The 22,831-nt window shown below is 70.9% G+C and carries 23 protein-coding genes; 16 read left to right on the forward strand and 7 right to left on the reverse strand.

From position 1 onward, the window contains the following. Nucleotides 1-58: 58 nt before the first annotated feature. The 3 genes from QSK15_RS05000 to QSK15_RS05010 all read left to right on the forward strand — a co-directional run bounded on the left by QSK15_RS05000 (nucleotide 59) and on the right by QSK15_RS05010 (nucleotide 2,467). The gene (locus tag QSK15_RS05000; RefSeq protein WP_285793093.1) at nucleotides 59-1,042 is read left to right on the forward strand and encodes a ketopantoate reductase family protein; all 984 of its coding nucleotides are present in this window, start codon (nucleotides 59-61) and stop codon (nucleotides 1,040-1,042) included. Between the two features lie 62 nt (nucleotides 1,043-1,104). Further along, a complete protein-coding gene (locus QSK15_RS05005; RefSeq protein ID WP_285793094.1) occupies nucleotides 1,105-1,605 on the forward strand; it encodes a SigE family RNA polymerase sigma factor in 501 nt (166 codons plus the stop codon). Next, entirely contained in the window at nucleotides 1,598-2,467 is an 870-nt protein-coding gene (locus QSK15_RS05010) for a hypothetical protein (RefSeq protein ID WP_285793095.1), read from the forward strand. Before QSK15_RS05005 ends, QSK15_RS05010 begins: the two co-directional genes overlap by 8 nt. Nucleotides 2,468-2,576: 109 nt before the next feature. Here the strand turns inward: QSK15_RS05010 and QSK15_RS05015 are convergent, their stop codons facing one another. Beyond that, entirely contained in the window at nucleotides 2,577-4,160 is a 1,584-nt protein-coding gene (locus QSK15_RS05015; RefSeq protein ID WP_285793096.1) for an acyl-CoA carboxylase subunit beta, read from the reverse strand. 84 nt (nucleotides 4,161-4,244) lie between these two features. Between QSK15_RS05015 and QSK15_RS05020 the strand changes: the two genes are divergently transcribed. Both QSK15_RS05020 and QSK15_RS05025 read left to right on the forward strand, forming a co-directional pair. Beyond that, nucleotides 4,245-5,120, forward strand: a complete 876-nt coding sequence (locus QSK15_RS05020; RefSeq protein WP_285793097.1) for a biotin--[acetyl-CoA-carboxylase] ligase — start codon at nucleotides 4,245-4,247, stop codon at nucleotides 5,118-5,120. A gap of 165 nt (nucleotides 5,121-5,285) precedes the next feature. Further along, on the forward strand, nucleotides 5,286-5,858 hold the full coding sequence (locus tag QSK15_RS05025; RefSeq protein WP_285793098.1) for a PH domain-containing protein: 573 nt from the start codon (nucleotides 5,286-5,288) through the stop codon (nucleotides 5,856-5,858). Nucleotides 5,859-5,903: 45 nt separating this feature from the next. On the opposite strand, the gene QSK15_RS05030 is transcribed toward QSK15_RS05025, so the two are convergent. From QSK15_RS05030 to QSK15_RS05040, 3 genes are all read right to left on the reverse strand, one after another. Further along, nucleotides 5,904-6,614: a MaoC/PaaZ C-terminal domain-containing protein gene (locus tag QSK15_RS05030; protein ID WP_285793099.1), complete on the reverse strand. Its 711-nt coding sequence runs from the start codon at nucleotides 6,612-6,614 to the stop codon at nucleotides 5,904-5,906. Then, nucleotides 6,611-7,318 carry a GtrA family protein gene (locus QSK15_RS05035; RefSeq protein ID WP_285793100.1) on the reverse strand — a complete coding sequence of 236 codons (708 nt, stop codon included), beginning with the start codon at nucleotides 7,316-7,318 and terminating at the stop codon, nucleotides 6,611-6,613. Before QSK15_RS05035 ends, QSK15_RS05030 begins: the two co-directional genes overlap by 4 nt. A gap of 63 nt (nucleotides 7,319-7,381) precedes the next feature. Further along, nucleotides 7,382-7,918: a GtrA family protein gene (locus QSK15_RS05040; RefSeq protein ID WP_285794337.1), complete on the reverse strand. Its 537-nt coding sequence runs from the start codon at nucleotides 7,916-7,918 to the stop codon at nucleotides 7,382-7,384. Between the two features lie 440 nt (nucleotides 7,919-8,358). On the opposite strand from QSK15_RS05040, the gene QSK15_RS05045 reads away from it, so the two are divergent. The 4 genes from QSK15_RS05045 (at nucleotide 8,359) to QSK15_RS05060 (ending at nucleotide 13,411) form a co-directional block, all read left to right on the forward strand. Further along, nucleotides 8,359-10,203 carry a phosphoenolpyruvate carboxykinase (GTP) gene (locus tag QSK15_RS05045; protein ID WP_285793101.1) on the forward strand — a complete coding sequence of 615 codons (1,845 nt, stop codon included), beginning with the start codon at nucleotides 8,359-8,361 and terminating at the stop codon, nucleotides 10,201-10,203. A 37-nt stretch (nucleotides 10,204-10,240) separates the two neighbouring features. Next, the gene (locus QSK15_RS05050; protein WP_285793102.1) at nucleotides 10,241-11,110 is read left to right on the forward strand and encodes a hypothetical protein; all 870 of its coding nucleotides are present in this window, start codon (nucleotides 10,241-10,243) and stop codon (nucleotides 11,108-11,110) included. A gap of 356 nt (nucleotides 11,111-11,466) precedes the next feature. Beyond that, nucleotides 11,467-12,609 (forward strand): geranylgeranyl reductase family protein, encoded by a 1,143-nt coding sequence (locus tag QSK15_RS05055; protein ID WP_285793103.1) that lies wholly within the window; start codon nucleotides 11,467-11,469, stop codon nucleotides 12,607-12,609. 31 nt (nucleotides 12,610-12,640) lie between these two features. After that, complete coding sequence (locus QSK15_RS05060; protein WP_285793104.1) at nucleotides 12,641-13,411, forward strand: isoprenyl transferase; 771 nt, start codon at nucleotides 12,641-12,643, stop codon at nucleotides 13,409-13,411. Nucleotides 13,412-13,456: 45 nt separating this feature from the next. Here QSK15_RS05060 and otsB read toward each other — a convergent pair whose 3' ends face one another. The 3 genes from otsB to QSK15_RS05075 form a co-directional block, all read right to left on the reverse strand. Further along, nucleotides 13,457-14,281 (reverse strand): trehalose-phosphatase, encoded by an 825-nt coding sequence (gene otsB / locus QSK15_RS05065; RefSeq protein ID WP_279515195.1) that lies wholly within the window; start codon nucleotides 14,279-14,281, stop codon nucleotides 13,457-13,459. Nucleotides 14,282-14,348: 67 nt separating this feature from the next. Next, complete coding sequence (locus QSK15_RS05070; RefSeq protein WP_285793105.1) at nucleotides 14,349-14,702, reverse strand: hypothetical protein; 354 nt, start codon at nucleotides 14,700-14,702, stop codon at nucleotides 14,349-14,351. Nucleotides 14,703-14,864: 162 nt separating this feature from the next. After that, nucleotides 14,865-15,308: an XRE family transcriptional regulator gene (locus tag QSK15_RS05075; protein ID WP_285793106.1), complete on the reverse strand. Its 444-nt coding sequence runs from the start codon at nucleotides 15,306-15,308 to the stop codon at nucleotides 14,865-14,867. 264 nt (nucleotides 15,309-15,572) lie between these two features. Here QSK15_RS05075 and QSK15_RS05080 point away from each other — a divergent pair, with 264 nt between their 5' ends. From QSK15_RS05080 to QSK15_RS05110, 7 genes are all read left to right on the forward strand, one after another. Next, nucleotides 15,573-15,917 carry a hypothetical protein gene (locus tag QSK15_RS05080; RefSeq protein ID WP_030328857.1) on the forward strand — a complete coding sequence of 115 codons (345 nt, stop codon included), beginning with the start codon at nucleotides 15,573-15,575 and terminating at the stop codon, nucleotides 15,915-15,917. Between the two features lie 31 nt (nucleotides 15,918-15,948). Then, entirely contained in the window at nucleotides 15,949-16,284 is a 336-nt protein-coding gene (locus QSK15_RS05085) for a hypothetical protein (protein ID WP_030328854.1), read from the forward strand. 414 nt (nucleotides 16,285-16,698) lie between these two features. Then, nucleotides 16,699-18,114, forward strand: a complete 1,416-nt coding sequence (gene phoH2 / locus QSK15_RS05090) for an RNA 5'-3' helicase PhoH2 (protein WP_285793107.1) — start codon at nucleotides 16,699-16,701, stop codon at nucleotides 18,112-18,114. Between the two features lie 277 nt (nucleotides 18,115-18,391). Then, complete coding sequence (locus QSK15_RS05095) at nucleotides 18,392-19,069, forward strand: aggregation-promoting factor C-terminal-like domain-containing protein (protein ID WP_285793108.1); 678 nt, start codon at nucleotides 18,392-18,394, stop codon at nucleotides 19,067-19,069. Between the two features lie 105 nt (nucleotides 19,070-19,174). Further along, a complete protein-coding gene (locus QSK15_RS05100; protein WP_285793109.1) occupies nucleotides 19,175-19,828 on the forward strand; it encodes a rhomboid family intramembrane serine protease in 654 nt (217 codons plus the stop codon). A 106-nt stretch (nucleotides 19,829-19,934) separates the two neighbouring features. Next, a complete protein-coding gene (locus tag QSK15_RS05105; RefSeq protein WP_285793110.1) occupies nucleotides 19,935-20,903 on the forward strand; it encodes an NAD(P)/FAD-dependent oxidoreductase in 969 nt (322 codons plus the stop codon). A gap of 65 nt (nucleotides 20,904-20,968) precedes the next feature. Continuing rightward, nucleotides 20,969-22,744 (forward strand): CD20-like domain-containing protein, encoded by a 1,776-nt coding sequence (locus QSK15_RS05110; protein ID WP_285793111.1) that lies wholly within the window; start codon nucleotides 20,969-20,971, stop codon nucleotides 22,742-22,744. Nucleotides 22,745-22,831: the final 87 nt, after the last annotated feature.

Genomic DNA, 22,831 nt, shown 5'->3' on the forward strand with positions numbered 1-22,831 from the left:
AGACAACCGGCGGGCGGTGCACCGGGCGGAAGGCGCGCGGGCGGGCAGAATGAGGCCCATGCGATACGTGATCATCGGGGCGGGCGCGGTCGGCGCCACCATCGGCGTACGGCTGGCCCAGGCCGACCGGGACGTGACAGTGGTGGCCCGCGGCGCCCACCTGGACGCGATCCGGACGCGGGGCCTGACCCTGCGCCAGCCCGACGGTGAGGTCACCTCCCGGCTCGCGGCGGTGGACCGGCCCGGTGACCAGCCGCTGCCAGCGGACACCGTGCTGATCCTCACCGTGAAGTCGCAGGACACCGCCGGCGCGTTGGCCGCCTGGGTGGACGCGCCGGTCGTCGGCGGCGGCACGGCCGGCGAACGTCTGCCGCTGGTGACCGCGCAGAACGGGGTGGCCAACGAGCGGGCCGCGCTGCGCCTCTTCGCCGACGTGCACCCGGTCTGTGTCTGGCTGCCGGCCACCCACCTGGACCCGGGCGTGGTGGTCGCCAACGGGTACCCGCACCCCGGGATGCTCCACATCGGCCGGTACCCCGCAGGTGCCGACGACACCGACCGGGCGATCGCCGCCGACCTGACCGCCGCCGGCTTCGTCGCCCCGGTCCGCGCCGACGTGCTGCGCTGGAAGTACGGCAAGCTGCTCAGCAACCTCGGTAACGGCCTCCAGGCGCTGCTCGGCCGGGACATCCCGGACGCGCTGGCCGAGCGGGTACGCGCCGAGGGCGTCGCCGCGCTCGCCGCCGCCGGCATCGCGCACACCTCACCGGAGGAGGAGAAGGCCGAACGGGGCGACCTGGTCGGGCAGCGCCCGGTCGCCGGCGAGGACCGTTCCGGCGGCTCCACCTGGCAGAGCCTGGCCCGGGGCACCGGCTCGACCGAGGTCGACCACCTCAACGGGGAGATCGCGCTGCTCGGCCGGCTGCACGGCGTACCGACACCGGCCAACGTGGCAGTGCAGCGGGCCGTACGCCGGGCGGCCCGGGAACGGATGGCGGCCGGCGCGTTCCCGCTCGCCGAGTTGGAGAAGATGATCACCTGACCGGGGCAACCGACCACCCCGGCCGGTGCGTGTTCCCAGCGACCGACACGGGGAGGTAGCTGGTGCCGGACGTCGACGGGTTCGACGAGTTCTACCGGGGGAGCCGACAACGACTCCTCGGGTTCGTCTACGCCCTCACCGGTGATCGGGGCGAGGCGCAGGACGCCGTGCAGGAGGCGTACGTCCGGGCGTGGCAGCGCTGGTCGACGGTCAGCGCGTACGACGACCCGGAGGCGTGGGTGCGGGTGGTGGCCAGCCGGATCGCGGTCAGCCGCTGGCGCAGTCTGCGCAGCCGGGCCCGTGCCTACCTGCGACACGGTGCCACCGAGAGCGTTCCCGGGCCGGGCACCGACACCGTCGCGGTGGTCGCCGCCCTGCGTCGGCTGCCCGAGGAGCAGCGCGTCGCCATCGCCCTCTACTACCTGATGGGCATGCCGGTCGCCGAGGTCGCCCGGGAGACCGCGGCCCCGGTGGGCACGGTGAAGGCTCGACTCTCCCGGGGGCGCGCTGCGCTCGCCGGTCTGCTCGCCGTCTCTGACCTGGAGGAGGCCACCGATGCGTGACGACCCGACCTTGGTCGAACAGATTCAGCGCGACCTGCAGGACGTGCGCTGGCTCGGCCCGGAGGAGATCCGTGCCCGGGCCCGTCGCCGCAGCCAGCGCAGGATCGTGGCGGTCACCGTCGTGCTGGCCCTCGCCGGGGTGTCCGCCGCTGCGGTCGCCGCGCCGAGGACATCTCCGCCGTCGGCCCTTCCGGCCGCCTCCGCCTCGCCGACCCGCCACGAGATCAGCACGGACGCTCTCCTGCAGCCAGCTGACCTGACGCAGCCGGTCGCCGCGCCGAAATACCCCTGGCAGCTCAGCCAGTCAGGGCTGGGCGAGCCAGTTCGGTGGGATCTGATGCTCGGCGCCTGCCGCGTGAGCCAAGGGTTCCCGGAGGGCTGGCAGATGTCGATCCTGTCCCGCTCGCAGACCCTGTTGCGAGAGCACCCTCCTGGCCCTCGCACGGAGGGCGACGCGCTGGTCGAGCAGGACCTCTTCCGGCTGATGCCCGATGCGGCCACACAGCTCTTCACCGGTCTGGACGACCTGATCGCCCCATGCGCCGAATGGCGACAGGTCGGGGAACTGGATACGGCTGGGGTGGTCAGCACCATAGAAACCACCCACCGGTGGAGGGTGACGGAGCGGGACTTCGCCGGCGACGACGCCGCCATCCTGCTGCAGTCGTTCACGGCCCCCAGGGACGTGAGTACCGGGCAGACGATCGGCGACGCTTCGCCGCCGATCCCGACGGCCCTCGTCCGGGTCGGCGACACCGTCTCGGTGCTCCGCCTCGGGTACGACGGCACCCAGGCGGAACTCCGCAAGCTTGCCGTGGCGGCGGCGGCCCGGATGTGCGCCGCCGCCAACCCGCCCTGCTGACACGACCGGGCGATGATCCGCACAACATCAAGGTTGTTGCTGCCTCCTGACGCCGGGAGGCAACACTTTCCCCGAAGTTGCGCGGATCACGCGAGCGGTACACCCAGTCTCAGAGTGGGATGTTGCCGTGCTTCTTCGGCGGCAGCGTCTCCCGCTTGGTGCGCAGGACGCGCAGCGCCCGGACGATCTGGGTGCGCGTCTCGTGCGGCGGGATCACCGCGTCGACGTACCCGCGCTCGGCGGCCACGTACGGGTTGGCCAGGGTGTCCTCGTACTCGGCGATCTTCTCGGCCCGGACCGCCGCCGGGTCCTCGGCACCGGCCAGCTCGGAGCGGTAGAGGATGTTCACCGCGCCCTGCGCACCCATCACCGCGATCTGCGCGGTCGGCCAGGCGAAGTTCAGGTCCGCACCGAGGTGCTTGGAGCCCATCACGTCGTACGCCCCGCCGTACGCCTTGCGGGTGATCACGGTGACCTTGGGGACGGTGGCCTCGGCGTACGCGTAGATGAGCTTGGCGCCCCGGCGGATGATGCCGTCCCACTCCTGGCCGGTGCCGGGCAGGAAGCCGGGTACGTCCACGAAGGTCAGCACCGGGATGTTGAACGCGTCGCAGGTGCGCACGAACCGGGCGGCCTTCTCCGAGGCGGCGATGTCCAGGGTGCCGGCGAAGTGCATGGGCTGGTTGGCGACCACACCGACCGGCCGCCCCTCGACCCGGCCGTAGCCGACCACGATGTTCTGCGCGTAGAGCGGCTGGACCTCGAGGAACTCCCCGTCGTCCAGGACGTGCTCGATGACGGTGTGGATGTCGTACGGCTGGTTGGCGGAGTCCGGGATGAGGGTGTCCAACTCCCGGTCCTCGTCGGTGACCTCGAGCGACGCGGGGGCCTCGACAACGACCGGCTCGTCGAGGTTGTTCGACGGCAGGTACGACAGCAGCGCCTTGACGTAGTCGACAGCGTCCTCCTCGTCGCTGGCGAGGTAGTGCGCGTTGCCGCTGCGGGAGTTGTGCGTGCGCGCGCCGCCCAGCTCCTCCATGCCGACGTCCTCGCCGGTCACCGTCTTGATCACGTCGGGGCCGGTGATGAACATGTGCGAGGTCTGGTCGACCATCACGGTGAAGTCGGTGACGGCGGGGGAGTAGACCGCGCCGCCGGCGCAGGGGCCCATCACCAGCGAGATCTGTGGGATGACACCGGAGGCCCGGACGTTGCGGAAGAAGATCTCACCGTAGAGGCCGAGCGAGACGACGCCCTCCTGGATGCGTGCGCCACCGGAGTCGTTGATGCCGACCACCGGGCAGCCGATCTTCATGGCCAGGTCCATCACCTTGACGATCTTCTCGCCGAAGACCTCGCCGAGAGAACCACCGAAGACCGTGAAGTCCTGGGCGAAGACGCACACCTGCCGGCCGTCCACCGTGCCGTAGCCGGTGACCACACCGTCGCCGTAGGGCCGGTTCTTCTCCAGCCCGAAGGCCGTGGACCGGTGCCGGGCCAGTTCGTCGAGTTCGACGAAGGAGCCCTCGTCGAGCAGCATCTCGATCCGCTCGCGGGCGGTCTTCTTGCCGCGCGCGTGCTGCTTCTCCACGGCACGGGCCGACCCGGCGTGCACCGCCTCGTCGACCCGGCGCTCCAGGTCCGCCAGCTTGCCCGCGGTGCTGTGGATGTTGGTCCCGGTCTCGGTAGTCACCCACGGAATATAACGATGGTTCAGGTGGGTGCCGCTGTGCAGTACGCCTCAGTGTCGATCAGGGCACCGCCGTAGGCTGGCGGAATGCCGGGTTCCCCGTACACCGATCTGGACCGGCCGCCGCTGTCGGCGGCCCGGCTGCGCCGCGCGTTGGTCGCGCCGAACGGGCCGTGGGCCCGGCTGGAGTTGCGTGCCGAGACCGGCTCCACCAACGCCGACGTGGCCGAGGCGGCCCGGACCGACGAGCCCGAGGGCCTGGTCGTGGTCGCCGAGCGGCAGACCGCGGGTCGTGGTCGCCGCGGTCGGGTCTGGCAGTCGCCGGCCCGGGCCGGCATCGCGACGAGCGTGCTGCTGCGGCCCGGCGAGGCCGTGCCGGACCGCGGTTGGCTGCCGGCGGCACCCACGGGGTACGGGTGGCTGCCGTTGCTGGCCGGCGTGGCGCTGGTCGAGGCGGTGGCCCGGCTGGCCGAGCTGGAGGCCACCCTGAAGTGGCCGAACGACCTGTTGATCGACGACGCGAAGTGCGCGGGCGTGCTGGCCGAGGCGGTGCCCGGACGTACGCCGGACCAACCGCCGGCCATCGTGCTGGGCATCGGGCTCAACGTGACACTGCGCGCCGACGAGTTGCCGGTGAATCCGACCGGGCTGCCGGCCACCTCGCTCCAGCTGGCCGGCGCGGCGGCCACCGATCGGGATCCGCTGCTGCGGGCGCTGCTGCGGGCGGTCGCCGACTGGTACGACCGTTGGCGTTCGGCGGGCGGCGACGCGGTGGCCAGCGGGCTGCGTGACGCCTATCTGGCGGCCTGCGCGACGGTCGGCCGTGAGGTACGCGTCCTGCTCCCCGACGGCGACTCCCTGACCGGCACCGCCACCGGAGTGGACCCGGACGGCCAACTGATCGTCAGCACCCCCACCGGAACCCGCGCTCTGGCAGCCGGCGACGTCCTGCACCTCCGCTGACCCCACTCTTGCGATCCTGCGGTTCTACCGAGGGTGGCGAGCCCGGCAGCGGTGATCGAAAGTTCAAGATCGCGGCGAACGGGTGGGGGGCCGCGTGGCGGATGTTGTGGTGGGGCTTGGCGGGTTTACCGTCTGCGCGTCCAGAAAATCGCGTTGGAGGTTCCCGTGGCGTTTCCTGAGGACGTGCTCACCGAGGACGAGCATGTCGTGCTGCACCTGCACCCGCACTGGAAGGCGTTGATCCGGCCGATCGCGGTGCTGGTGCTGGCCATCGCCGCGGTGGTGGTCGGCGTGGTCCTGTTGCCCGAGAGCGGCGGGGGTTCGATCGCGCTGGCCGTGATCGGGGCGATCGCCCTGGTCGCGGTGCTCTGGCTCGCTCTGTGGCCGTTCCTGGTCTGGCGCACCACCCACTACCTGTTCACGAACGAGCGGGTCCTGCTCCAGCAGGGTGTCCTCTCCCGGGACCGGCGGGACCTCCCGCTCGCCCGGGTCAACGACCACTCGATGAACCAGCGTTTCGTCGAGCGTCTGCTCGGCTGTGGGACGCTCACCATCGAGTCGGCCGGTGAGCGCGGCCAGTCGGTGCTGTCCGACGTGCCGGACGTCGGAAAGGTGCAGACCACCCTGTACGAGTTGGTCGAGGCACAGCACGACAAGCACTCGCTGGGCGATGGCGAGATGCGCGACATGCTCGCCGACATGCAGGACGGCAAGTCGCTGCGCGACACCACCACCTGACCGGTCCCATTGACACCCGCCCCCTGCCACGGTGTCGGGGGCGGGTCAGTGGTGTCGGTGCGCCTCGGCGGAGCCGCTGATCTCCGTCGGTTCGCCCTCGGACGGCGCGGCGGTGGGCTGCGCGGCGGCGGACGGGTCCGCCGCGATCGGGCCGTCGGCGGGCCGATCAGCTCCGGGGCGGTCAGCTCCGGGGCGGTCGGCGTCGGCCGGAGCGGCTTCGACAGCTTCGGCGTCGGCGGGGTCGGCGGGGTCGGCCTCGACCGGCCGGACGGCGAACCACCCGCGAAAGCGGGTCCGCAGCACCTCCTGCTCGGGCCGGTCGTCCGGGCCGAGGCGCAGCATGGTGCCGGTGAGGCTGACGGTGCCGAGCCCAGGACGGGCGGTCGACGGTCGGGCACCCATCACGTCGACCCGGACGGCGAGCCGGTCGCCAGCCCGCACGGGGGCGAGCCAACGCAGTTCCTCCAGGCCGGGGGACGCGTCCGCGGCGGCCCGCGACAGCAGGTGGTCGACGTACGCGCGCATGAACAGGCTGACCGTGTAGAAACCGCTGGCGATCAGACCGCCGTGCCGGCTCGCCGCGGCCAGGTCGGGGTCGACATGGTACCACTGCGGGTCGAAGCGGCGGGCGAAGGCGACCATCTCGTCGGCGTCCACGGTGACCACGCCGAGGTCGACGGTGAGCCCCGGGACGAGGTCCTCGAAGAACAGCTCGGCTGGTCGCCCCGTGCCGGAGCGGGCGTCGGGTGTGGTCACCGGCGGGGCGCGCGACGGGTGCCGACGTGCAGTTCCGCGGCGAGTTCCGCGTCCAGGTCGGCGGCGGGGCTGACGCTCAGGTGCGGGGGCCGACCCTGGGTGGGTGTGCCGGGCGGGTAGTCGGCGCGCTGTGCGGGCTCCGACTCCTCCAACTCGGACACGGATTCCGCCAGCTCGGCGACCGGGTCCATCTCCGCCATGGTGTCCCACTCGTCGCGCGGAATGCTGTGCCAGGTGGACTGGGGCTTCGCAGCCTCGTCCGGTGCTGGTGCGACCGGTTGGAAGACGAAGGTCCGGTAGGACCAGAACCGGAACAGCGTGGCCAGCATGACGCCGACGGTCTTGGCCACGTTCAGAGCCAGCAGGCCGTGTACGCCGAGACCGTACTTGGCGGCCGCCACGGCACCCAGCTCAATGAGCAGGCCCGCGCCGTTGAAAAGGAAGAAGAGCAGATATTCCCGACGAAGCGCCGATTTCGGGCGATCGCGGTACGTCCAGTGCCGATTCATGAGGTACGACGTGATGGTCGCGACGATGGTCGCGATCACGGTCGCCTTCAACTGACCATTGACGAAAACGGTCAGTGCGAGGGCATTGAACACCGCGTAATTGATGACGGTGTTGATGCCGCCGACGATGCCGAACTTGAGCGCCTCGTGGATGAACTTCTGCCAGCGCTCAGGCAGCAGACGGACAAGACGCATGCGAAACACCTTAGGGCAGTCGGTGCGGCCGGCGATCACCGGCCGAACGAGGTGGGCGGCAGGTCACGCCCCGTGATCACGGTCGGGATTCACCTGCGGAACGGTCGGGGTTCCCGCTTCGACGAAGACGAACCGCCGGTAGGACCAGAATCGGAACAGCGTGGCGACCCCCGTGCCGACGATGTAGCTGGCGAGGTTGTCGGCGAGGCGGGTCTGGAACACTGCCGGCCAGATGGCCCCGAGCCCGTAGCGGCTCAGCGCCAGGCAGGCGACGGTGATGCCGAGGCCGACCGCGTTGAAGAAGAAGAAGAGCGCGTACTCGCGGGCCGCGTTGTTGCGCTGACGGTGCCGCCACGTCCAGAACCGGTTGCCCACGAAGGCGACGGTGGCCGCGATCACTGTGGAGATCGTCTTCGCGGTCAGCTCCTCGACGCCGTGCCTGCTCGTCAGGTAGTTGAAGAGCGCGAAGTCGATGAGGAAGGCGAAACCACCCACGGTGGCGAACTTGCTCAGCTCGCGGAGGAGATGACCGAAGCGGTCGAGCAGTGTGCCGACGAGACCCCGTCGGGTCTGCGGGGAACCCGGTTGTTCCCCGGTCATCGTGGCGGCCACGCAGGGGAGCCTACCGGCTGCCGGCCAGTCGGAGGGGTAGCAACGGCGAGCAGGCGCGGTGTCCCGGAGGGGCCCGGCGTCTGCGTACGTGACACTGCACAGAGCGTAGCCAATTGGGAGGACTGAGCCGCCGCGGAACGGGAATCCTCGCACCGGTCGGCGGGGCAGGTCCACGGCCCGACCGCACCAAGCCGCCGCCGGGGTGCACAACAAGATTTGCGTGAAACTGCGCGGGAAAGCGGGTATCAGCTCGTGATGCCGCAGCGAGGCCGTAGCTTGTGCAGTTCTTCACAACCTGTCCCACTGACTCGGAAGGCTGCCCGGTTTACGCTGAGGCCAATCCCAGGTTTCCACGAAGGCGACGCTTCGCGCCGCCGAGTCTCGTGCATCCCATAGATCGGTCAGCGTCGACCACAAGGAGATGTGTCATGGTTGCTCCGGCTGTTGTGCGGGGAATCGATCAGGCCCCGACGTCCCACCCGAAACTGCTCGCCTGGGTCCGTGAGGTCGCAGAACTGACCACCCCCGACCGTGTCGTCTGGGTGGACGGGTCCGACGAGGAGTGGCGCCGCCTCACCGATGAGCTGGTCGAGGCCGGCACTCTGATCCGGCTCAACCCCGAGAAGAAGCCCAACTCGTTCTACGCGCGCACCGACCCGACGGACGTCGCCCGGGTCGAGGAGCGCACCTACATCTGTTCCGTCGACGAGGCGGATGCCGGCCCCACCAACAACTGGATGGCGCCGGCCGAGATGAAGCGGACGATGACGGAGTTGTACCGGGGCTCCATGCGCGGTCGCACCATGTACGTCATCCCGTTCGTCATGGGCCCGGTGGAGGCCGAGTCCCCGATGTTCGGTGTGGAGATCACCGACAGCCCGTACGTGGTCGCCTCCATGCGGATCATGACCCGGATGGGCGCGAAGGTCCTCGAGGCCATGGGCGACGACGCGGACTTCGTGCACGCGCTGCACTCCATCGGCGCTCCGCTCGCCCCCGGCCAGGAGGATGTCGCCTGGCCCTGCAACGACACCAAGTACATCTCGCACTTCCCGGAGACCCGGGAGATCTGGTCGTACGGCTCGGGTTACGGCGGCAACTCGCTGCTGGGCAAGAAGTGCTACTCGTTGCGGATCGCCAGCGTGATGGGCCGGGACGAGGGCTGGCTCGCCGAGCACATGCTGATCCTGAAGATCACCTCGCCGGAGGGCCGGGTCTACCACATCGCCGGCGCGTTCCCGTCGGCCTGCGGCAAGACCAACCTCGCCATGGTGGAGCCGACGATCCCGGGCTGGAAGGTCGAGACCATCGGCGACGACATCGCCTGGATGCGGTTCGGCCCGGACGGCCGCCTCTACGCGGTCAACCCCGAGTACGGGCTCTTCGGCGTCGCGCCCGGCACCGACTGGAAGACCAACGCCAACGCCATGCGCACCCTGGACCGGGGCAACTCGATCTTCACCAACGTCGGCCTCACCGACGACGGTGACATCTGGTGGGAGGGCATGGGTGAGCCGCCGGCGCACCTGATCGACTGGAAGGGCAACGACTGGACGCCGGAGAGCGACAGCCTCTCGTCCCACGCGAACAGCCGGTTCTGCACCCCAATCACCCAGTGCCCGATTCTCGCCGACGAGTACTTCGACCCGAACGGCGTTCCGATCGACGCGATCCTCTTCGGTGGACGCCGTAAGGACACCGTCCCGCTGGTGACCGAGGCCCGCGACTGGGTGCACGGCGTCTACATGGGTGCCACGCTCTCGTCGGAGACGACCGCCGCCGCGTCCGGCGCGGTCGGCGTGGTCCGCCGGGACCCGATGGCGATGCTGCCGTTCATCGGCTACCACGCCGGTGACTACTTCCGGCACTGGATCGAGATGGGCAAGGGCACCGACGGCGACGAGGCGAAGCTGCCGAAGATCTACTACGTCAACTGGTTCCGCAAGGACCCGGACGGTTCGTTCCTCTGGCCCGGCTTCGGCGAGAACTCCCGGGTGCTCAAGTGGATCGTGGAGCGGATCGAGGGCACCGCCGACGCGGTCGAGACGCCGGTCGGCATGGTCCCCGCGCCGGACGCCCTGGACGTCGAGGGCCTGGACATGACCCCGGAGGATGTCCGGATCGCGCTGAAGGTCGACCCGGACGAGTGGCGCAACGAGCTTCCGATGATCACCGAGTGGTTCGAGAAGTTCGGTGACAAGCTGCCCGGCGTGCTCTGGGCCGAGCTGGACGCACTGCGCGCGCGCCTGGACGCCGAACAGCCGCAGCGGTAGGTGTGAACGAGGCCCTTCGCGGGCAACATCGGATTTCATGAGGACGGCCGCCGAGACCCAGGTCCGGCGGCCGTCCGCCGTCCGGGTGCTCGTCATCATGCTGGCCACGACGGCGGCGGCCACCGTCGTGGTCGAGCTGCTCAATTGGTGGTACGCCCCGGAGCAGGGTTTCGGGTTGGCCGTCCGGACCGGCTGGGCCCTGCTGCGCTCGTTCGGTTTCCTGCTGCTGATCGGGCACGTGCAACGGGGTCGTACGGTGGCCCGCCCGTTCGGGCTGATCCTCGCGGTCACCACGATCTTCGCTGTCGGCCGGCTCATCGTGCCCCGGCAGGGGGTGCCGCCGTTGCCCGGCCTGCTCGGTTTCGCGATCCTCACGGCGCTCTGTGTCGCGGTGGTCTGGCTGCTCTACCGCTCGTCGGCGTTGGCCGGGCACCTGGTCCGGCACCGTCCGCGTCTCGTCATCGACTCCGACGGCATCTCCTGGCGGGAGACCCCGCCCCGCCGGCCACAGGCCAGCGCCTGGTTGTTGACCAGTCGGGTGGCGGCCTTCACCTACAGCCCGTTGATGCTGGTGCCGGCACTGGTGGCCGGGGGCTCCATCCTGGACGGTCGGCTGACCGCGGTGCCGGCCGTGCTGTTCTGGTTCGGCGCTGGCATCACGGCCAGCTACGCCGTGCTGTTCTGCACCGCGTTCCTGATGCGGGGCAAGGACTGGGCCCGTGGCCTGCTGACCGTCGTCACGGTGGTCGTACTCGCGGTGGATCTGCCACTGTGCTGGTGGCTGCTGGGGGTCGACGGCCTGATCCGCGACGGCGGCCCCCTGGTCGCGGCGGCACTGTTGACCCTGTACGGCCTGCGCCGCGCCGCCCGCGCCCCCGATGCCGCCCAACCTGAACCCCAACCCTGACCGCCGACCAGCCCCGCACCCATCCCGCTGGCTGGCTGGCGGCCGGTGAGCGCAGGCCCGGTCACGGCGCTGGCCCCGTCACGGCCCATTCCCCCTTTGCTCTGCACCTCTATAAGCGACAGTGGCGGACGGTAACCGTCGCGTCCGCGGGTGCAGAGCAAAGGGGGGCGGTGAGACCTGTCGGTCCAGTGCGGGAACGGTCTTCTCGGGCGGGCAGGGGGCAGGATGGCGGGTGGCGTCGGTCACAGCGATCGGCGTCGGGCGGCTGCGGAGATCGTCGGTGTGGCCGGCCGGAGGGCTGACCAGGTCGCCCGGCGGGAGCGGCCGCGCCGCGTCGGACTGGAGGGAGGCGCGCGGTGGACGACGAGTTCGACGTGGTGGTGGTGGGGGCGGGGCCGGCCGGCGCAGCAGCGGCGCTGACGGCGTGCCGGGCCGGTGCCAGCGTGCTGCTGCTGGACCGGGCCGACTTCCCCCGGGACAAGGCGTGTGGCGACGGGATCGCCGCGCACTCGGTGGACGTGCTCACCGAGCTGGGGGTGACCGAGGCGGTGGCGGGTTACGCACCGTTGCCGGCGCTCCGCATGACCTCGCCGGGGGGCGGCGCGGTCGCCCGGGCGTTGCCCCGACCCGCGTACACCGTGCCCCGGGAGGTCTTCGACGCGCGGCTGGTGGCGGCTGCGGTGGCCGCCGGCGCGCAGCTGCGCCGGCACACCGTGCGTCGGGTCGAGCCACGAGCCGAGCGGGTGGTGCTCGACGGGCAGGTGTCCGGGCGGGTGGTGATCGGCGCGGACGGCGCCGGCTCGGTGGTGCGTCGGGCGCTCGGCCATCCGCAGAACCCCGACCGGCACCTCGCGCTGGCCATCCGGGGGTACGCCCCGGCGCTGCCCGGCCCGTCCGAGCAGCTCATCGTCACCTCGCAGGCGCGTTGGCCGGCGTACGCCTGGTCCTTTCCGATCGGTGACGGCCGGGCGAACGTCGGGTACGGAGAGGTTTTGCGTGGTGAGCCGCTGAGCCGGGCGTACCTGCTGGACCGGCTGGCTGCGCTGCTACCCGGCACCGATCTGGCGACAGTGACCGCGTTGCGGGCCCATCACCTGCCGCTCTCCACGCACCGGCCGTCGCCGGGGCGGGGGCGCACGCTGCTGGCCGGGGACGCCCTGTCGCTGATCAACCCGTTCACCGGGGAGGGCATCTTCTACGCGTTGCTCTCCGGCGCGCTGGCCGGAGCGGCGGCGGCCCGATCGCCCGAGGACGCCGCCGGCCGCTACGCCCACGGGTTGCGTCGCCGTCTCGGCATCCACCTGCGGCACAGTTCGGTCGCGGCCTGGTTGGCCCGGCGACGGCGGGTGGTGGACGCCGCGGTCCGGGCGGCCCGGCGGGACGACCGGGTCTTCTACGACGTGGTCGAGCTGGGGTTGGGTGACGGACGCCTCACCGCTCGTACGCTCGCGATGATCGGCATCGGTCTGGGCGGCGGGGATGGGGCTCCGAGGCGGTGAACTGGCGCAAGGGTCGCTACGCTGCTAGGTGATGACGCTGCGGAACCTTATCTACTCCGTGTACGAGCGCCGGCTCACGGCGAAGCTCGCCGGTAAGCCCGTGCCCCGCCATGTCGGGGTGATGTGCGACGGCAACCGCCGCTGGGCGCGGGAGATGGGCTTCGTCGACCCGAACGACGGGCACCGGGTCGGCGCCGCGAAGATCAAGCACGTCCTCGGGTGGTGCGACCAGGCCGGCGTCGGGCACGTGACCCTCTACCTGCTGGCCACCGACAACCTGCGTCGCCCGGCGAGCGAGCTGGATCCACTGGTGAAGATCATCGAGGATCTGGTGGTGGAGCTGGCCGAGGAGGGCAACCCCTGGCGGCTGCGCATGGTCGGGGCGCTCGACCTGCTGCCGGCGCAGACCGCGGCGGCGCTCAAGGGCGCCGAGGAACGCACCCTCGACCGCAGCGGAGGGGCGGAGGTGAACATCGCGGTGGGCTACGGCGGCCGGCGGGAGATCACCGACGCGGTCCGCTCCCTGCTGCTGGAACACGCAGCCGCCGGCGGCACCCTTGAGGAGCTGGCCGAGGTGCTGGACGTCGAGCACATCAGCGAGCACCTCTACACGCGCGGCCAGCCCGACCCTGACCTGGTCATCCGCACCAGCGGCGAGCAGCGGCTCTCCGACTTCATGCTGTGGCAGTCCGCGCACTCGGAGTTCTACTTCTGCGAACTCAACTGGCCGGATTTCCGGCACATCGACTTCCTGCGGGCCCTGCGCTCGTACGCCAACAGGCAACGCCGCTACGGCACCTGACCGGGCGGCGACGCCATCGGTCGCCGCTCGGTCGGAGCAGGCCGGTCAGGGCAGGTGGGTCAGCGCCCGGGTGAGGAAGTCGCCCAGGGCGGCCGGCGACTCGATCGTCAGGTCGGCGGCGTTGGCCACCTCATGTCCGGTCTCCGAGTTGGCCACCGCCACACACACGCCGAGGAAGTCCGGATCGGCGGCGGCGCGAGCGCGCAGCGCGGCGAAGGCCTTGATGTCGGAGACGTCGTCGCCGAAGTACCAGGCCCCGGTGGCGCCCTTGATCGCCTCGCCGATGACCATGCCCTTGTCCCGGTCGACCGGCGGCTTGAGCTCCAGCACCATCCGCCCGGCCTGCGAACGCAACCCCAGGCGGTCGGCCTGCGCCTGCCCCCACTGCTGCACCGTCGGGCCGAGTTGCGGGGCGGTACGCCAGTGCAGCGCGACCGAGAGCCGCTTGTACTCCACCAGCGTGCCGGGAGGCAGCTCCGCCCGAGCCAGGTCGGCCAGCTCGGCCATTGTCGGCACCCAGGGCAGCGCTGCCGGTTCGGTGACGGTCTCCCCGCCGGAGTGGCTGTGCTCCAGCCCGTAGAGACCGTAGAGGTCCACGCCGGCGAGCCCGCCGAGCTGGTCCCGAAGGAACTCGACGGGTCGGGCGGAGACGATCGCGACCCGCTGCACGACCGGGGCGAGCGCCTCGATCGCGGCCAACGCGTTGGGAGCCGGGCGTACCGCGGTCGGATCGTCGTCGACGGGCGCGAGCGTGCCGTCGAAGTCGAAGAAGAGCACGGTTCCGGCCGCCCGGCTGGCGGTTGCCCGCCAGGCCTGGTCGGCGTCCAACGGGGTTTTCGGCTGCTGATTGCCCAGATTCAACGGCGGCACGCGCGTCAGCGTACCCCGGCGATCCAGGCTCATTCCTGGCCGAGCGGACCCGTTGCGCGGTAGGCGATCAGCGTTCGGCAGCTCCTCGTCCGCGCCGGCCGAACGGCACCACCGCCGCCTCCTGGCCGTGGCTCAACAGGTAGCCCTCCACGAACCCGGTGTTCCGATCGCCGGTGTGGTGTTCGATCTCGTTGAGCCGGGCCACCAGGAACTCGGTGAGCGCGCTGATCCGGTTGTTCAGGCGCTCGTGCAGCTCGGCGACGACGGCCAGGACGACCGCGGTGCCGGCGGTGATGAGCGCAACGAGGTTGACGAGCAGCGGAAGCTGCCCGCCGTCGACCACGAGGGTCACTGTGTTGCCGGTCACCCACAGTGTCACCGACACCGTTGCGACCACGACTGCCAACCACTTCAGGGTCATGGACAGACCCCTCCTTCTGTCCCGCAGGGCTGGGTTCGGCCTTGTCCCGTCCCCCCGCCGATGACGAGCCCAAGCAGTACGAATAGGGACGCTAGCGTGCCCGTTCCAACCCCGGAGGTAAACGAATGAACCTGACCAGGCGTTCTTTCGCTATCTGAGGAACTAGCCTGCCTGATTGCCCCTTTTTCGGACATCGACGGGCAACGTTGGGCGGTATGCGAGGTATCTGATGGTTTCGCGGATGTGGAACTTCTCCGCGTCCGACACCTGCGGATCGACCAGCCGGCGCAGCAGCGCCTCGACGTCGGGGTCCATCGGAGGGGCGGGCTGGCCGGTGCGGGGACCGGTTGCGGTGCGGTCCCAGCCGAGGGCGGCGAAGGCGGCGGCCGGGTTCAGGCCCAGCCCCTCACAGAAGGCGACCACCCGTTCGGCCTCCGGGTCGCTGGCCCAGTCGCCCCGGACCCAGCGGTTGATGGTCTGCCGGGAGACGCCGGTGCGCCGGGACACCTCGGTGCCGCTCCAGGCTCGGGTCGCCCGTGCCTCGTCCAGGGCCCGTCGGACGAAGGTGGCGAAGGCGATCTTCCGCGCATTGGCCGTCTCGGTCACTCCGTGACGGTACGGCCAGCCGGCAGGGGGTGGGTACGCCGGCTCGCCACTGTCACGCGGACGTGACGAGAGGTTCGGATTTCCGGTAAACGAGTCAGTGCCACTGTTGAGGGGTGTCACGCGGGCAGAATAGATGAACGTAGTGGCAAACGTAACCGGACGAAAAGCTGATACTGTCACGTCCATGGGACAATCTACGGTGTGTCACGTGCATGAGACGACTGGTGCTCACATGCGTCACGCCCCCGGTGCCAGGGGGCCGTGGTGACCGAGCTCGCCACCCGCGCCCAGGCCTTCGGGCTGATCGCCGAGGGGGTCGCCGCGGGGCTGACCGCCCCCTGGCGCCTCTACCTCGCCCGAGGCTGCCGCTACCTGTCGCTGAGCGTCGGCGATCGTGCCGAATGGAACGCCTGGCGTACCCATCTCGGCTGCCCCGAGCTGAGCGTCCGGGTCTACGACGCCGGCGGCGAGATCCGTCGGTCCTCGGTGGCCGAAGTCGTGCTGGACGGCTGCCGGATCAGCGTCGAGCTGGTCGAAGAGGTCAGCACCGACGACCTGGACCGGCTGCTCGTCGCCGACCCCACCACGATCGAGCCGGAGGAGCGATGACCTGGCGTCCCGGCTGGGCCGGAGCTGCCCGATGAGCCCGTTTCTCGCGGTGTTCCTCGTCCTGGTGCTCGGCGCCACCAGCTACGCGGCCGGGCGGTTGCACGGGCAGCTCAGCTACCGCATCGGTTACCGCTTCGGTTACCGGCAGGGCTACTTCGACGGTGACCGGGGGGCCTGGAACCGGCGTCGTCGGGACGCCCAGGCGGCCATCGCCTCGGCCCTGTCGGTCTCGCCCGCGGGGGTGGTCCGCTCCGCTGGTGCCGTCGCCCGCCCCGGCACCACGTACACCGGCTCGTCGTTCAGCGCGCCGGCCGCCCCGATCACCGGGCGGCACCCGACCGGCACGCTCGTCCGACGGACCGGTTGAGGTCGGTCGGCGGGGTCCGCCCCGCCGACCGGTGCCACGAACGCGGTGCGTCGTCCGCGGCGGACACGCACCGACGGGGCCACGTCAGACCGGTGACGGTGGCCCCACCGGCCGGGATGCGCGCAGGGGGCATGCATCCCGGCCGGTTCCGCCGTGCCCGCGACGGTGCCTTTCGGCTGGTGCGGGCGTCGGCGCGGCGCTGTTCACGAGCGCGCCGGGGAAGATCCACGTTCGGCCTCTAGCCGGGAAGGTCCGGCGGGGCTAGCGTCTAGGCATGGCACGGGGTTCTCCCGAGCCAGCCGGTCCGCCCGGATCTGCGACCTCGCGCACGGGGTTCCGCATCCGACCCCGTGTCCCCGGGCACCGGAGGAGGCGGAACACGGGTGGCGGGTGCCCATCCGTCGGAGCAGGCCTGTGACGACTCGCCGTACCATCGCCGGTGCCGACCAGACCCCGGCCGCGACTGCCACGACCCGCCGCGCCACCAGGAGCCGCCGTTCGGCGGCCGCCGCGCCGGCCGACCCCAAGGAGCCACGACCAGCCGGCCAGGCCTTCGTCCTGGACACGTCGGTGCTGCTCTCCGATCCGGCGGCATTCCACCGGTTCGCGGAGCACGAGGTGGTGCTGCCTCTGGTGGTCATCACCGAGCTGGAAGGCAAGCGACACCATCCGGAGCTGGGCTGGTTCGCCCGGCAGTCGCTGCGGATGCTCGACGACCTGCGGGTCCGGCATGGTCGACTCGACCACCCGGTGCCCGCCAACGACGTCGGCGGCACCCTGCGGGTGGAGCTGAACCACACCGACGACGGTGTCCTGCCGCCCGGGTTCCGCACCGAGAGCAACGACGCCCGGATCCTCTCCGTCGCGTTGAACCTCGCGGCCGAGGGGCGGGAGGTGACCCTGGTCAGCAAGGACATGCCGCTGCGGGTCAAGGCCGCCTCGGTGGGCCTGCGCGCCGACGAGTACCGCCATGGCCAGGCCAGCGACCCGACCTGGACCGGCATGTCGGAGCTGGAGTTGAGCGAGGCGCAGATCGGCCAGCTCTACGCCGGCGAGACGCTCGACCTCGACGAGGCGGCCGGGCTGCCCTGTCACACCGGTCTGGTGCTGCACTCGGCGCGTGGCTCGGCGCTCGGCCGGGTGCTGCCGGACAAGTCGGTGCGGCTGGTCCGGGGCGATCGGGAGGCGTTCGGGCTGCACGGTCGCTCGGCCGAGCAGCGGATCGCTCTCGACCTGCTGCTGGACGAGTCGATCGGGATCGTCTCGCTGGGCGGCCGGGCCGGCACCGGCAAGTCGGCGCTGGCGCTCTGCGCCGGGCTGGAGGCGGTGATGGAACGTCGCAGGCACAAGAAGGTGATCGTGTTCCGCCCGCTGTACGCGGTGGGCGGCCAGGAGTTGGGCTACCTGCCGGGCTCGGAGTCGGAGAAGATGTCGCCGTGGGCGCAGGCGGTCTTTGACACGCTCGGCGCGGTGGTGCACGAGAACGTGCTGGAGGAGGTCACCTCGCGGGGCATCCTGGAGGTGCTGCCGCTGACCCACATCCGGGGGCGCAGCCTGCACGACGCCTACGTGATCGTGGACGAGGCCCAGTCGCTGGAGCGCGGGGTGTTGTTGACGGTGCTGTCCCGGATCGGGCAGGGCTCGCGGGTGGTGCTCACCCACGACGTGGCCCAGCGGGACAATCTGCGGGTTGGTCGACACGACGGCGTGACGGCTGTCATCGAAGCGCTCAAGGGCCATCAGCTCTTCGCGCACGTCACCCTCAGCCGTTCGGAGCGGTCTCCGATCGCCGCGATGGTCACCGACCTCCTGGAGGACATTCCGATCTGACGGGCGCTTTACGGGGATTCGTCCCTATTTTTGATGTGGTGCAGATCACAAACGGCCCGGTTGGTTTCCCATCAGCCTCACTGTGCGCAATCGTGTCCCACGAGCGTCCACGCACCAGAGGAATCGTTGGTGATCGTTCGTCCCGAGACGGACGACATCAGTGAAGATCGGTGCGTCAGCGCGACCGGCAACCGGTCGGGGCGCTCGTGGCACGGCTGACGGCCCACCTGCGGCCCGCGCCGCGCCACGTCCTTGCTCCCGACGAAGGGACCACTTCGTGAGTCGGCTGTGGAGCCGGTTGGGCGCCCGTACGGCTGCTGTAGCGCTGCTCTCCGTGGGCGTTGCCGGTGGCTTCTACCTGGGCGAAGACCGGGAAACCCAGCAACAGGGCCTGACCGACAAGGTCAGCGTCGAGGTCGACCGGGCCGACCTCGCGTACCAGCGTGAGCGGCAGGCCGCCCACCAGGTGCAGTTCTCCAAGCAACGCGCCGCCGAGTACCAGGCGAAGCTGCGGGCGAAGCAGGCCGCGAAGGAAGCCGCCGAGCGGGCGCGCCAGGCCGAGGCTGCCGCGGCGTCCCGTAAGCGGGAACGCGATGCGGCGAACGCGGCCGCCAAGCCGTACGACGGGCCGATCCCGGCGTCCTGCGCCGAGTACAGCGGCAACCGCAAGATCGGCTGCGCTCTGATGATCGACAAGGGCTTCGGCATCGCCGAGTTCCCCTGCCTGGAGAAGCTCTGGACCAAGGAGAGCGGCTGGAACCACAAGGCCAGCAACTCCTCGTCCGGTGCGTACGGCATCCCACAGTCCCTGCCGGGCAGCAAGATGGCCTCGGTCGCCTCCGACTGGCGCACCAACCCGGCCACCCAGATCACCTGGGGGTTGGGCTACATCAAGGGCAGGTACAAGACGCCCTGCGGTGCCTGGACCTATTTCCAGAACAACGGGCACTACTGACGCTGTCGACGCGGGGCGGGTGGGCGACCACCCGCCCCGCTGTCGCGCGTCACCCGGTCGGGACGTGAGTGGCGGTCGGCCGCTTTTGCTGATAGCAGTTGTGGGGTGACCCTGCACCCGTCAAGCGGCGACCCGTTCCGGTTCGGCACCGAGGCGTTCTACGCCGCGCTCGGCCGGGCGTTCGTCGCCATGTGCGCGGTGGTCCCGTTCCTGTTTCTCATCGAGGCCGTCGACCAGGGGCTGGCGTTCGGCCTGGACGCCACCGCCGGCATCATCCCGCAACGCATCGACGGGCTGGACGGGGTCTTCTTCTCCCCGTTCCTGCACCACGGCTTCGACCACCTCTACAGCAACAGCATCCCGCTGATCCTGCTGGGCACCTTCGTCCTCGCCGCCGGCGCCCGCCGGTTCCTCTGGTCGACTCTGATCATCATTCTGGTCAGTGGGCTCGGCGTGTGGTTCACCGGCTCGCCGAACTCGGTGGTGGTCGGCGCCAGCGGCGTCATCTTCGGCTACCTGGGCATCCTGCTCACCCGGGGCATCGTCGAGCGCAGCTGGTGGAACTTCGCGGTCTTCCTCCTGGTCGGCCTGCTCTACGGCTGGCAACTGGTCGGCATCCTCCCCACCGACGAGCGGATCTCCTGGCAGGGCCACCTGTTCGGCCTGCTCGGCGGGGTGGTGGCGGCGATCCTGTTCCGGCGGCGGCGCCCGGCGGTGGACGGCCCGGACTACTCAGGTTCCACGCTCAGCCTGCCCTGAGCCGATTCTCCGGCGCGCCTCTGGGACGTGCTTGCCCGACTGTCGCCGCCCGCCTACGGTCGAGATCAGCACGCGTTGATCCGTAAGCGGAAAGCGACGGTACGCCATGCGCGAGGTCGATGTTGCCGTGATCGGGGCCGGTCCGGCCGGCCTCTTCGCCGCGTACTACGCCGGGTTCCGGGGGCTGTCGGTGGCGGTGATCGACGCGTTGCCCGAGCCGGGTGGCCAGGTCACCGCCATGTACCCGGAAAAGCTGATCCTCGACGTCGCCGGCTTTCCCGCCGTCAAGGGCCGTGATCTGGTGGCCAACCTGGTGGCCCAGGCGGCACCGTTCGGTCCGCGGTACCTGCTCGGCACCCGGGCGGAGAAGCTCTCGTACGCTGACGGCCGACCGGTTCTGGGCCTGGCCGACGGTGAGCAACTCGCCTGCGGCGCGGTAGTGGTCACCGGCGGGCTCGGCAGCTTCAGCCCTCGGCCGTTGCCGTGCGCCGACGGTGCGCCCGGCTCGGGGATCGTCTACTTCGTGACCGAGCCGACCGAGTTGACCGATCGGGACGTGCTGATCGTCGGTGGTGGCGACTCCGCCTTCGACTGGGCGTTGGCCCTGCAACCGCTGGCTCGGTCGGTGACCCTCGTACACCGACGGGAGAAGTTCCGGGCGCACGCCTCGACGGTCGCCCGGGTGCTCGCGCTGCCGGTGCGGGTCGTGGTCAACGCCGAGGTCACCAGGCTGCTCGGGGACGGCACGGTGACCGGTGCCGAGGTGACAGTGCGCGGCGGCGCGACCGAGACGCTGCCGGTGGACGTCGTGGTGGCCGCCCTCGGTTTCACCGCCGACCTGGGCCCGCTCGCCGAGTGGGGGCTACGGCTGGACCGCCGCCACATCCTGGTGGACAGCGCGATGGCCACCAACCTGCCCCGGGTCTTCGCGGCGGGCGACATCACCGAGTACCCGGGCAAGGTCCGGCTGATCGCCACCGGCTTCGGTGAGGCGGCGACGGCGGTCAACAACGCGGCGGTGGTCATCGACCCGAGCGCCCACCTCTTCCCGGGGCACTCCTCCGACGCCGGCTGAGCGTCGGTACCGGACCCAGACCGACCTGAGTCCGGATCGAGACGGGTCGACCCGATCCTGAGGGGATGACGGGCTCCGCCACTCCGCAGGACGGCGCACCCACCACGCTGTCCTGGCTGTGCCACCCTGCCACGCTGGTCGCGCTGGCCCTGCTGCTGGTCAACGATCATGTGCTGAAGGCGGCCTTCCCCGGCCCGGTGACCGGCAAGCTGAGCGACGTCGCCGGGCTGGTGCTCGCCCCACCGCTGGTCGCGGTGCTGCTGACCCTCCTGCTGCCACGACTGCCGGCCCGGAGGGCCGCGTCGGTCGCCCTGACCGCTGTGGGTGCCGGGTTCGCGGTCGTCAAATCCAGCGGGTACGCCGCCGAACTCGCCTCCTCGGCCTGGACCGTGCTGGCCGGGCCGTCGCTGGTCCGGGCCGACTGGACCGATCTGCTCGCCCTGCCGGCGCTCGGCCTGGCCTGGTGGAGTTGGCGGCGATCACGTGGCCGCCCGGTACGCCGACGGACCGCCCGACTGGTCCGGATGCTGGTGGTGCTGCCACCGGCGGTCTTCGCAGTGGCCGCCACCAGCCAGTACCAGTACCCGTACGCCGTGGGCACCACCCTGCTTGACGGTCACCCGGCGGTCTCGATCGGCGTGGGATACAACGATCGGACCTGGCCGGACGGGCCGGCTGACGGTCATTGGTCGATCAGCCAGGACGGGGGGAACACCTGGCGGCCCGCTACTCACGTCGAGGAACTGCGGCTGTCCCGCCAGGGCCCCGGGCAGCGGCAGGCGTGTGTGCCCACCGAGCCGCAGCGGTGCTACCGGGCGGTCGCCGACCACCTGCGGGTGGAGCAGAGTGACGACGCCGGCGTGACCTGGCAGGTGGCCTGGGAGGTGTCGGACGCGCGCCGTGAGGGGATGGCCCGCCGGTTCGCCAACCCGGGTGACATCCGCCGGCACTTCGCCTCCCGCGATCTGATCGTCTATGAGGCTGCCGACGGCGGCCACGAGGTGCTGGTCGCCAACGGGCGCGACGGCATCCTGCACCGGAGAGCTGACGGCGGATGGCAACGCGACGGCTTCCGCCAATTTGCGGGACCGGACGACGGACGCTGGTATGAGCTGCCCCCGCGGGACGGTGGGTTGTCCAGCCGCGACACGGACCTACAGCTCGCCCTCGCGCTCGCGCTGACCCTCGGCGTTGCGGTCACCGTGCTCGCTGGTCACCTGGCGATCCGCCGCAGTGACGGTCCGCGCGGGTGGGGGTTCGCCGGCGGTGGGGCGATGCTGGTGGCGGGGATCGTCTTGGCGTGGGCCTGGGAGCGCAACGATGACTCCTCGACGGGTATGGCCCTGCTGTTTGTCGTTCTGCCCATCGGCGTCGTGACAGCGGTGGCCATGATCTTCGGAGCCTCCCACGTGGGCGTGCTGACCCGATGGATCGGGTGGGCACTCACCGGCCTGCTGCTCACCGCGCTCCTGTCCCTGGTGCCGCTCGTGGGTTGGCTGGGCGGGAGCCCTGCGCAGAGTAGGGTCGCGGTGGGGCTTTCCGTGCTGGCCCTGGTGCCGGGGGTGCTGTTCGCCGTCCGGATCGCCAGGCTGGTCGACCCGGCTCAGGCGTTCGATGGCCGGCACCTGCCGGACCCGCCCTATCCGGCGCGCCCGCGTGCGGTGTTCGATCCGTCCTACCCGTCCTACCCGTCCGAACCGCCGGACCGGCTGTGGTCCGGGACGCCCCCAGCACCGCCCCCGCCGACGCCGCCCCCGCCCCCGCCGCCGTCCCCGACGCCAGAGCCGTCTCATCCGGTGCTCCGGCCTGCCGTGCCGGATCCGTCAGCCGAGCCGGGATAGGCCGATCAGGTTGGGCAGCAGTCCTACCCGGCGGTCGACGTACGGTTCCCGCTTCGCGGACGGTGACCGCCGGGGCCCTGCGCGGCC

Origin of the sequence: Micromonospora sp. NBRC 107095 (assembly GCF_030269705.1) — a bacterium.
Lineage (GTDB): Bacteria > Actinomycetota > Actinomycetes > Mycobacteriales > Micromonosporaceae > Micromonospora > Micromonospora parva.